Origin of the sequence: Arthrobacter sp. NQ7 (assembly GCF_029581595.2) — a bacterium.
In the GTDB taxonomy this organism is placed as follows: Bacteria; Actinomycetota; Actinomycetes; order Actinomycetales; family Micrococcaceae; genus Arthrobacter; species Arthrobacter phenanthrenivorans_B.
Genome location: NZ_JARFXU020000038.1, coordinates 18,790 through 27,459 on the forward strand (window position 1 = coordinate 18,790; position 8,670 = coordinate 27,459).

Annotated in this window: 14 protein-coding genes; 7 read left to right on the plus strand and 7 right to left on the minus strand. The window is 65.5% G+C overall.

From position 1 onward, the window contains the following. Positions 1-9: 9 nt before the first annotated feature. The gene (locus PUN71_RS22140; RefSeq protein WP_277800154.1) at positions 10-615 is read right to left on the minus strand and encodes a hypothetical protein; all 606 of its coding nucleotides are present in this window, start codon (positions 613-615) and stop codon (positions 10-12) included. A gap of 139 nt (positions 616-754) precedes the next feature. On the opposite strand from PUN71_RS22140, the gene PUN71_RS22145 reads away from it, so the two are divergent. Continuing rightward, positions 755-1,294 carry a hypothetical protein gene (locus PUN71_RS22145; RefSeq protein ID WP_277800155.1) on the plus strand — a complete coding sequence of 180 codons (540 nt, stop codon included), beginning with the start codon at positions 755-757 and terminating at the stop codon, positions 1,292-1,294. A 1,160-nt stretch (positions 1,295-2,454) separates the two neighbouring features. On the opposite strand, the gene PUN71_RS22150 is transcribed toward PUN71_RS22145, so the two are convergent. Next, positions 2,455-2,589, minus strand: a complete 135-nt coding sequence (locus PUN71_RS22150) for a hypothetical protein (protein WP_277800156.1) — start codon at positions 2,587-2,589, stop codon at positions 2,455-2,457. 14 nt (positions 2,590-2,603) lie between these two features. Then, positions 2,604-3,203: a hypothetical protein gene (locus tag PUN71_RS22155; RefSeq protein WP_277800157.1), complete on the minus strand. Its 600-nt coding sequence runs from the start codon at positions 3,201-3,203 to the stop codon at positions 2,604-2,606. Positions 3,204-3,348: 145 nt separating this feature from the next. Between PUN71_RS22155 and PUN71_RS22160 the strand changes: the two genes are divergently transcribed. The 4 genes from PUN71_RS22160 to PUN71_RS22175 all read left to right on the plus strand — a co-directional run bounded on the left by PUN71_RS22160 (position 3,349) and on the right by PUN71_RS22175 (position 4,380). Beyond that, positions 3,349-3,558, plus strand: a complete 210-nt coding sequence (locus PUN71_RS22160; protein WP_283532426.1) for a hypothetical protein — start codon at positions 3,349-3,351, stop codon at positions 3,556-3,558. Positions 3,559-3,646: 88 nt separating this feature from the next. Then, on the plus strand, positions 3,647-3,865 hold the full coding sequence (locus PUN71_RS22165) for a hypothetical protein (protein ID WP_277800159.1): 219 nt from the start codon (positions 3,647-3,649) through the stop codon (positions 3,863-3,865). A gap of 87 nt (positions 3,866-3,952) precedes the next feature. Further along, on the plus strand, positions 3,953-4,243 hold the full coding sequence (locus PUN71_RS22170) for a hypothetical protein (RefSeq protein ID WP_277800160.1): 291 nt from the start codon (positions 3,953-3,955) through the stop codon (positions 4,241-4,243). Further along, positions 4,243-4,380, plus strand: a complete 138-nt coding sequence (locus PUN71_RS22175; RefSeq protein WP_277800161.1) for a hypothetical protein — start codon at positions 4,243-4,245, stop codon at positions 4,378-4,380. Before PUN71_RS22170 ends, PUN71_RS22175 begins: the two co-directional genes overlap by 1 nt. Before the next feature lie 45 nt (positions 4,381-4,425). On the opposite strand, the gene PUN71_RS22180 is transcribed toward PUN71_RS22175, so the two are convergent. Further along, on the minus strand, positions 4,426-4,608 hold the full coding sequence (locus tag PUN71_RS22180; protein ID WP_277800162.1) for a hypothetical protein: 183 nt from the start codon (positions 4,606-4,608) through the stop codon (positions 4,426-4,428). Then, on the minus strand, positions 4,605-4,787 hold the full coding sequence (locus PUN71_RS22185) for a hypothetical protein (protein WP_277800163.1): 183 nt from the start codon (positions 4,785-4,787) through the stop codon (positions 4,605-4,607). The genes PUN71_RS22180 and PUN71_RS22185 overlap by 4 nt, the downstream gene beginning before the upstream one ends. Before the next feature lie 1,217 nt (positions 4,788-6,004). On the opposite strand from PUN71_RS22185, the gene PUN71_RS22190 reads away from it, so the two are divergent. Both PUN71_RS22190 and PUN71_RS22195 read left to right on the plus strand, forming a co-directional pair. After that, positions 6,005-6,295 (plus strand): hypothetical protein, encoded by a 291-nt coding sequence (locus tag PUN71_RS22190; protein ID WP_277800164.1) that lies wholly within the window; start codon positions 6,005-6,007, stop codon positions 6,293-6,295. After that, entirely contained in the window at positions 6,289-7,671 is a 1,383-nt protein-coding gene (locus PUN71_RS22195) for a hypothetical protein (protein ID WP_277800165.1), read from the plus strand. The genes PUN71_RS22190 and PUN71_RS22195 overlap by 7 nt, the downstream gene beginning before the upstream one ends. A 32-nt stretch (positions 7,672-7,703) precedes the next feature. On the opposite strand, the gene PUN71_RS22200 is transcribed toward PUN71_RS22195, so the two are convergent. Together PUN71_RS22200 and PUN71_RS22205 are read right to left on the minus strand one after the other, a co-directional pair. Then, positions 7,704-7,886, minus strand: coding sequence for a hypothetical protein (locus tag PUN71_RS22200; protein ID WP_283532427.1), 183 nt, complete (start codon positions 7,884-7,886; stop codon positions 7,704-7,706). Between the two features lie 15 nt (positions 7,887-7,901). Next, complete coding sequence (locus PUN71_RS22205; RefSeq protein WP_277800167.1) at positions 7,902-8,024, minus strand: hypothetical protein; 123 nt, start codon at positions 8,022-8,024, stop codon at positions 7,902-7,904. Positions 8,025-8,670 lie beyond the last annotated feature (646 nt).

Here is an 8,670-nt window from a genome sequence, read left to right on the forward strand (position 1 = left end):
CGGCCCGGCTCAGGCCGGGTCGATCCATCTGCGGATGCCGCCCTCGATGTGGACCAGGGCGCCACGGAAGCCAGGGTAGTCGCGCGGGTCAGGCCCCTCGGGGCCGGCCGTCATCGCATCCAGGTTGATGGTCTTGCATTTGATGCCCAGTGACCGGAGCGCTGCCGCCAGAGCGTCCTGGGGCTGCATGGTTTCGTACTTCTCGTACATCTGGTCGAAGGCGTCCTCGATGGCCTTCCCGTCCAGCGCGTCGAAGGCCTCCTGGGCGTCATGGCGGACGGCAACGAACGCGGTCAGGACAGCGCCGTGCTGTCCTTCGTTCTCCACCGGAGGCGGGGTTGTCGCCAGTGGTCCGGAGCTGATCATCTGGACGTTGGCGGCACTCGTGTCGCCGGTCTGCTCCATGTCGAATTCGTTCTGGACCCGGCCGGCGCGCATGAGCAGGTCCAGCTGCTCTTCGCCTTCGCTGCCGAGGTTGTCGAACCAGTCCTGCATGCCGGGGTCGCTGCCCTGCCAGCCTGAAACCCACCGGCCGGGCTCGACTTCGGTCATGCCCATCTCGGCGAGGAACTTCAGTTCCTCCTCGGTCGGCCGTTCATTCTGCTGCCCGCTCATGCTCTCCCCTGTCGTCCAGTTTTCTTGCATCCTAATTGGACGAAGTGCTCCGGCGCGGTTGCGGCACCGTCGACTGCGATCTCCGGGCTCCGGCGTTACGATTCATCCGGGGGTGGGCCCCGCTGACGAAAGAGGGACCGTGCCGGACCGCAACAAAACGCCTTTCCAGGATTCTCTCGACGCCTGGGCTGAGGCGGCTGTGCCCGTGCTGCAGGAGGTGGCCCGGACGTACGGCAACCACATCACCTACAAGGGCCTCGCCACCCGCGTTTTCGACATCACCGGTGTGCGCACCGACATGCTGGTCCAGAACCTGAGCTCGAAGCTGCTGGACCGGGTCATTCGCCTCTGTCGTGAGCGGAACTTGCCAGCCCTCACGTCCCTGGTCGTCGCCGCCACAGACGGAACGGTCGGCCCCGGATTCGACGCTGTCCTGCGCGCGGCAGGCAAAGAGGTCCCAGGGACCCCGCTGGAGCGCGAGCGGGCCGCCGCCGCTGAGCGGCTGGAGTGCTATCGGGCCTACTGTCCGGATGTGCCGGCCGACGCGGTCCCCCGTTTGACCCCCGTGTACGAGGCACGGGTGAATCCCGTAAAGAAGGAGGCGCCCAGGCCGAAGCCGGTGTGCCCTGTGCATGGGATTCAGCTTCCCGCCACGGGCATCTGCGACGACTGCGCGTAAAGCGCGCGGCGGAATCGCTGCCTGCTAGGAGCCTTGGATCAACGGGACGATCACCAGGCTGTCAATGGGAAGCCGCTTGCCGGAATGCCTGCACTTCCCGAAACGATTGCCGCACACCTGGGGATTTCAAAGACTACGGTCGAACGTGTCCTGGCCGAAGCCCAGGCAAGACACCTCGGCAAAAGTTCGTCGAAGCTCCCGTGGTGGTTAAATGTCGGCCGGCCGAGTGGACGTTTGACCCATGCATTTTGATGACATGCGTGCCCCGCCAAGTCATCCGCGGGGAGCGCAAAGGAACTAACTGGAACGCGATGCATCTATGAGCCCACGTCCCACACGACAAGGCGGCGAAAGGTGGTCGAAAGAAGGAACTGGCGGGCGCAGGGACAATCAAACTTGAACATAGCCAACATTGCGGGGCTACATCCCTAGCAGTTCCGCGTAGCGCGGCCAAAGGCCAGAAAAGGTTCCAACCCATCCCAAGAGATTTTGATAACGGGGCTTCCTTTGACCGCCGAGGTGCGCGGTTAAACCCGACACTCCTATTGACGAACGACAGATGCTCCCAGTGAGGCGTGGGACGGCATGCACCAGCGGATAGTGCTGGTCGTCATATGAAATTACGATTTACCCTCGGGCTAGCCCTTGGGATGGAGTCCTACCGAATGTTGCTGGCGACCCCGCCTCGTAGCCCGGACGTCGGTTGCCGGGTATCTGAAGCCTCTCGACTTCAACGCTATCGTGATAGATGCAAGAACCGCAACGGGCTTTCCCTCTTGCCGCGACGGCCCTATCGGGCTGGCCTGCGGGACGGAACCCCTTCTCACCAGCGGCTGCGTCGAGCATTTTGATTTGGTGAGCAAAGCGGGCTGGCACGCGCACAATCGACCTGCCGGCCAGTAACGGCCGATGGCGACCATGGCGACCAATGGGCGACCAGGTGGTCGCCCATAAAATTCCGCGCCAGTACTGGGAAGCAGGCCCCTTTATATATATATGGCGACTTAACCAAACCATTTAACTACTACACATAAGGGAACCCTCGTTGTTTCCCGTTACTCACCTTCTCTCCTATAGGCATACCTCCGAAACGGTCGCCAGGTCGCCCATCCCCGTTCTTCCGCGCCAGCACTGGGAAGCAGGTGTGGTCATAGGGTCGGTCACAGGTCGGTCAGGGTGGCCATCGGGGCGCCCAAACCGGCAAAAATCAGCGATTTCCGCGGTTTTCGATAATTCAGCGCCCGGCGCTTGAGCTGGAAGACGACGTGCCGGACGGCGCCCAGCGGTGTGCGCACCGGCCGGCAGGACCTCAACCAGGTCTCAGACCCAGGTGGCTTTCGGTGCTCCGTCGCCGCCGTAGGCGGACTTCACGAGCCCGCAGACGTCGTCCCAGGAGTATCCGTCGCCCGAATCGTCGAGGTATTTTCAGGGGTGCGGGGAGGACCGTGTCGTAGCCCTGGCCGTTCCATTTGTCGATGAGCAGGACGTGCGGTTTGGCGAACTCCAGGACCTTTTCCTTGCCCGCTTCGGGGTCGTTGTCGGAGCGTGTGGAGGGCACCGCGTCGGCGACGTCGCCGTACCAGAGGACATCGAGCTGCACACCCTCGTGCCAGTCGTAAGGACCTTCCGTGACCAGCTGCTCGATCGCTTCCCGAACGCCCGGTGCGTCGACCTCGACACCGGCCTCCGTCAGGAGGTTGGCGACGGCGTCGTGGCGGGCTGCGAAGCCGTCCTCGTCCAGCCGCTGCCCGGAGGTCCACCGGGACTCTTTGAGGCGCTCCACGGGCCGTCCCAGGGACGTCCGCAGCAGCTGGGAGTGGGTGTTGCGCAGCAGGTCCTTCAGCGGGTCCGATTCGTCGCGCTCATAGACGGCGAACCGGGCTTCGTCCTGTTCGTCCGGGTCGAGCATCGTAACCGATGTTGTGTGCTAGCACGGGGCCGTCGCCGATAATCCAGGCCAGAGCACCGAAGCTTCTACGCAATAGCTAGGCATCAGTGCGATGGCTAGAGCCTGGGCCAACGGAAATGAGGAAGCCCGAAGTCGAGGCATACGAGTGGGCACCGATGGGGACATGGAACTGCCGAGCTATCGGACTGGCGGCCAGCTCCTATCGGCTCTAGGCATCACCGTGGACAGCGTCCACGTCGCCATCCGAGTTGCCGACCGCCACACCACCACGGGACACTCCCCAACCCCATCGAGGACGTTCGCGGTCTTCGTCCCGACCGACCAGTCGATCTTCAACAACGGCGGCAAGGTCTAACCGGATTTGTCCACCGCCAAGCTGCCCACCCCGGCCAGGAGATGGCGCCGTTTCCGCTCCAGCTGACCGACGGCGAGTTCTTCGACGTGTGGACCAAGCGCCCGCGCCCGCACTCCTGGGTGCATTCGCCTGCTACCGGCACGCCTTCGCCGCCGCTGAGGAATTCAGGAACGCCGAAGACACCGACGTCCGCATATTCATCATTAACCCGATCATCACCAAGCACCCCCGCACGGACGCCACGGGAGGTGACGCCCTTCTCGGCCAGACCGCCGGTACGAACGTGTCTCAGTCACGATCGGCGTAATGGACGACGCGAATGTCAAAGCAGGAGCCCGCATTACCTGAGTAGTCAGCAACCACCGAGAAAACTGAACGGTCCGCGCCGTCGACCGTGGCCCGCGCACTGAACTCCCTGGGCGTCGGCGTCGCCGTCGGTGTCCTCGCTGTGGGCAGCACCATCGAGGTCCGCCATTTCGTCTTCGAGCCCGGCGAACAGAAGTCCGCGTACATCCAGGTCGTCGGCGCCAGCGACGCAGAGCTGCGCGCCAAGTCCTACGAGGAGCTCATCGACCTGGAAGCCAACGTCAGCCGGTTCGGGCACAGCGCCCCGGGACTGTACATGTCCTCCCTCGACCAGGAAGACCGCATCGAACGGGCCCTGACCGACAAGCGCTCACGCTGATGAGCTTCCTCGACTTCCTCGCCATCATCGCCGGCTACTCCATCGGAGCCTTCCTCGTGATGGGCGCCTCCGCACTCTGCCGGCGCTTGGCCGCGCGGTCGCGCCGGCTCCTCGCCACCAAGGCGTCCGGCCGCTAGTCTGGGCGCAAGCCAACCTCAGACCTACGCTGCCGAGGGGCGGGTCTAGCGGCCAGCCGGCCGGAAGCGCAGCGCTGACCAGGTTTCGTCGAGCGACACCTGCCGAACCGGTTCGGCGCCGCGGGCAGTCATCTCGCTGGCCAGGATGTCCCGGTTCAGATCCGTTCCGAGCTTTTTTGCTTTCGGGTACGCGACCCAAGCGATGCGATCCTCAAGGGCCGCCGTCACGGCTCGCCGCCCTTCTCGGCAAGCTCTGCGCGGTTGAGAACGAACTGGACAACAGCACCTGCCGCCGCTGCGTCATCGGCTAACTCGAAAGGGCCGTCCAGGGTCGGGGCGTCCACCGGCGCGTGAAGGATGGCGGCCGTCATGCCGGGCCTGATCTGCAGTTTCTTCCAAAGGTCCACGGTCGCCATTATGGCACCGCGCGATAGCGCCGACGCCCGTCACCCTCGCGCCGCCGTCAGGCGGTGCGGTGTGGCCGGCGATAGCCGCAGTGCAGGTCAAGTTTTCTGTCTGGCTGGTCCGGGTGTGGGCATATTAAGAGGACTCGGGGCTTCGCCCCTCGCCCTTTCGCGTAACGGAGAGTCTCCCCTTCCGAGGGGCTGAATGTTTCCCTCCGAAGCGTTCCTCTTCGTGTTTCCCTGGCGGCTGCGCCGCCTGCTCCCGCTGGCGCGGGCGCTGCGCGCTGCGCGCGCGGACGCCTGCGTGGCCGGCCGGGGTGCTTTGCCCCGGCGTCGGCCCTGCCCTGGTTCGCTGCGCTCACTACGGGACCGGTCCGCTCAGCGACTCGGTGACGTTCCGTTGGCTGGGACGCGGAGGGTCCCTCTTCCAGTTCCCTCTCCGTTTCCCGTGTCGCTGGCACGTCCCGCTGGCTGCTCGCTGGTGCTTCACGCTGACACGCGGCTGCGCCGCAGGATGGGTGCCCGCTGGCCGGCGGTGTCTTGCTTGCTGGCGGTGTCGCTGGTGCAGGGCTTCGCCCTGGAGAAACTGGCGGTGCGGTCTGCGGTTCGCTGACAGTGTGTTGGCCCGAAGCGGCTGCGCCGCAGAAAGCGTCATGGTCCCGGGATGCGTTCAGCTGACGGGTCGTTGATCATTGCGCTGACTTCTTGGGCACTCCCCCGGCGCGCAGCGCCTCCAACACCACCCCACTGGACCAGCACGACAACACCAGCCACGCAAGCGTCCGCCCCCGGCAGGGACAGCACCCCCGACACAGGTCACATGCACGCAGCACCGGCGCCGCCGCATTAAAGGCCCGCCGCCAGGCGCCACCCCACCGACGCCCAACCACATGGCGTCACCACCCACCGGACCGCCGCCGGCAGGCATTCAAGGCCCGCCGCAGGCGACACCCCAGCTGCGCCAACCCCGTTGGCAGAAAATTTCCCCAACCCTGACCGATTTGGAATCCAGCCGCACACGGTAAGGATGGACAGGCTAGACCGATGACGCCTGCAAAATGACGAGCCTCAAACCATCAGGTGCAGAGGTGAGAAGAGGCGCCGGGCCGCAAAACCCGGCTTCCGGTGTTTCGGGGCGTCTGCCCAGCTGTTCTGCGTCAGCCCGATTCCCCAAATCTCCCACCTGAGGCTCCCAGGGGCCGTCATGCAGAAATCTGCGCATGTTCAGGGGCATGGAACAGCTGATTAATCGCCTTGCCAGTGCCTGCAGCCTCACAACAGACCGTGCGACGTACATCCAGCCCCCGGGATCATGCACTTCCGTTGTCGTCGGCTTCGGACCCAACGAGTTCAGCGCCGAGGACATCGAGCCGTACCATGTCGTGGTCCGCTCCGAGGTCGAGGGCTACCGGCAGCCGGCGTTCATCACCAAGCTCCCCAACTTCGAGGCCGACATCGCCGGCTACCCCGCCGCCCAGAGCTACGTCACCACAGGAGGAGCGACATGGTAGCCGCGATCCACGCCGCGACGTCCACCGCGCACGCCTCCTCGGTGCCGTCCGCCTGCACCGCGGCCGAGGTCGCCTGCCACAACCGGCAGGACCCGTACTGGGGCCAGCTGTGGGCACCCGGGTCCCAGGCATTCTGGTTCACTCAGGCGATGGCCCGCCGGCGCAGCGACACGGTCGGCGCCGTGAACAAGAAGCTCCTCCCGGACGAGGAGACCGCGCTGCGGCAGCTCACCTCCCCGCGCGGCCGGTCCGAGCGCCTGGCGGCCTGGGCGGTGCTGGACTCCTGGCGGACCGCGACCGCCGAACAGGTCGCCGCATTCACCGGCTCCACCCTCTTCCTGGACCCGGCCTACTCGACGCTGTCCGCGTCCTTCGCGCTCGGGCTGCTCGACCTGGGCACCTACTCCCACCCGCTGTCCCGGTTCGGGCTGGCCCGCAACTCCGTATACCGGCCGGCCAACTCCGACACCTTCGACAAGCTCATCGCACCGACCCTGACCTGGCCGGAGTGGGCATCGGTGACCGGCGGGATGCCCTGGTCCTCCGGCGGCCAGTACGACCGGCACAACGTCCTCGCCGCCGAACTGGCGCTCCGCGCCGCCGAGTTCCTCCCGCTGGGTGCGGTCCTGGGCGAGAAGTTCGCCACCGTTGACCTACTCGCCGGCACCGGCCTGGGCAAGACCGTGAAGAACCCGGACAACCGCCGCGCCGACGGCGTCCTCATCCGCCCCGACGGAATGCGCATCGCCTACGAGCTCACTGCCTCCGTGTCCATCAGCTTCGAGAACAAGATCCGCCGCTGGGCCCAGCTCATCAACGACCGGCCGCTGGAAACCTCCGGGCTGACGGTCCTGTTCATCGCCGCCCCGCACCCGGACCGCTCACGGCACACCTCCGCGGACCCGCGGCACGAAATCTACAAGCGCATTTCCACGGTCCTCCGCGAGTTCCCGTCCACAGGCCCCGACTCCCCTGCCGCGCGAATCGGCATCGCCCACTGGGAGGAATACTTCCCTGCCGAGCACGTCCTCTCCGAGGAGTTCCTGAACCTCACCGCCGACTTCGCCCTCGGACCGGGGATCGGACCCGAACGCTGGGTCCAGCGCGACCTGCTCTCCGACTACGACTTCACCCCGTGGGAAACGTTCGACCCAATGGCCGTCGTGGACAACGCACCGCTGCTCGCAGCGACCCCGCACTGGATGCGCACCGGCGACCACACCCACCTGATCGGCTCCCCGATGGGACGGGCGAAGACCGGCGTCCCGCACCCGGCACCGGTCCGCCCCGAAACGGTGAAGGGCCGCCCGCTCGGCGGCGCCGTCGGCAACGGCGGCCGCGCCAAACTCCCACCCCGCCTGCGCATCGAATACTGACCGTTCCCCCTGTGGAACTCCAGGGCGGGAAGTCAATCAGGCTTCCCGGCCCTGACGCCTTCAAGGCGGGCATGCGGTGAGCCGTTGTAGGACACGACCTTCCCGCAGAAGACGACCCCATCAACCTCGAACTCCACCTCGACGCCGAACCACCGGGCCGTGTCGTGCCCGTCCACGAATTGTTTGACCACGGTAAAGGTCTCGGGCCGCGACACACCCAGCGTGACCCCTCACCACCGCATGATGGCCGACGGAACGCTGCTGAAGATGTGCGCGCGGTAATTGCGTTCTGCCTCCTCAGCGGCAGCCCGCTGCTCCCTGAGGGAGATCCCAGCTTCATCTCCAAGGCCCATAGGCCCTCCTTGTTCGCCGCTGTCCCGCGGCAGAGACTTCCCACCGTTCTAAGTCTTCACGCCCCTCGACGAGTAGTGCCGAAGGCCCCTATGAGGTCGGATCTACGCATGTTCGACGGCATGAGCGACGAGAATCTGTGAAACAAAATCACGACAAGAACGACGGCCGCCCGCTATCCATTGAGGGCTGGCTAGAACGTGCTTCCTGTACAACGGCCGCTGGCGCTGCAGAGGCCGGAGTGGAGGGCCAGTGAAAACCCCTGTGGTCCTCGGCGGCTTCGCTTGGGGAATGCAGTAATTGCCGCGGACGGTTCCGGGCACTTTTCTGTTTCGAACCCCGTCACCCACAGACCCACCGCCCCACAGACCCACCGCCCCTGTCACCCACAGACCCACAGACCCACCGCCCCTGTCACCCACAGACCAACAGCCCCACAGACCCACCGCCCCTGTCCCCCACAGACCAACAACCCCACAGACCAACCCCCCCAGCTACCCACAGACCCCCCCACCCACAGACCAACCACCCCCTCCCACACCACCCCCAACCCCCCACACCACCCCAAACACCACCCAAACCCACAAACCAACCAAAGCACCCCAACTACCAACCACCCACCATACAACAGAACTAAAGAATCACACC

Bases quoted from the DNA above. Each gene is read 5' to 3' on its own strand.
- PUN71_RS22140 (WP_277800154.1), bottom strand. From the start codon at position 615: ATGAGCGGGCAGCAGAATGAACGGCCGACCGAGGAGGAACTGAAGTTC.
- PUN71_RS22155 (WP_277800157.1), bottom strand. From the start codon at position 3,203: ATGCTCGACCCGGACGAACAGGACGAAGCCCGGTTCGCCGTCTATGAG.
- PUN71_RS22175 (WP_277800161.1), top strand. From the start codon at position 4,243: ATGAGCTTCCTCGACTTCCTCGCCATCATCGCCGGCTACTCCATCGGA.
- PUN71_RS22190 (WP_277800164.1), top strand. From the start codon at position 6,005: ATGTTCAGGGGCATGGAACAGCTGATTAATCGCCTTGCCAGTGCCTGC.
- PUN71_RS22195 (WP_277800165.1), top strand. From the start codon at position 6,289: ATGGTAGCCGCGATCCACGCCGCGACGTCCACCGCGCACGCCTCCTCG.
- PUN71_RS22205 (WP_277800167.1), bottom strand. From the start codon at position 8,024: ATGGGCCTTGGAGATGAAGCTGGGATCTCCCTCAGGGAGCAGCGGGCT.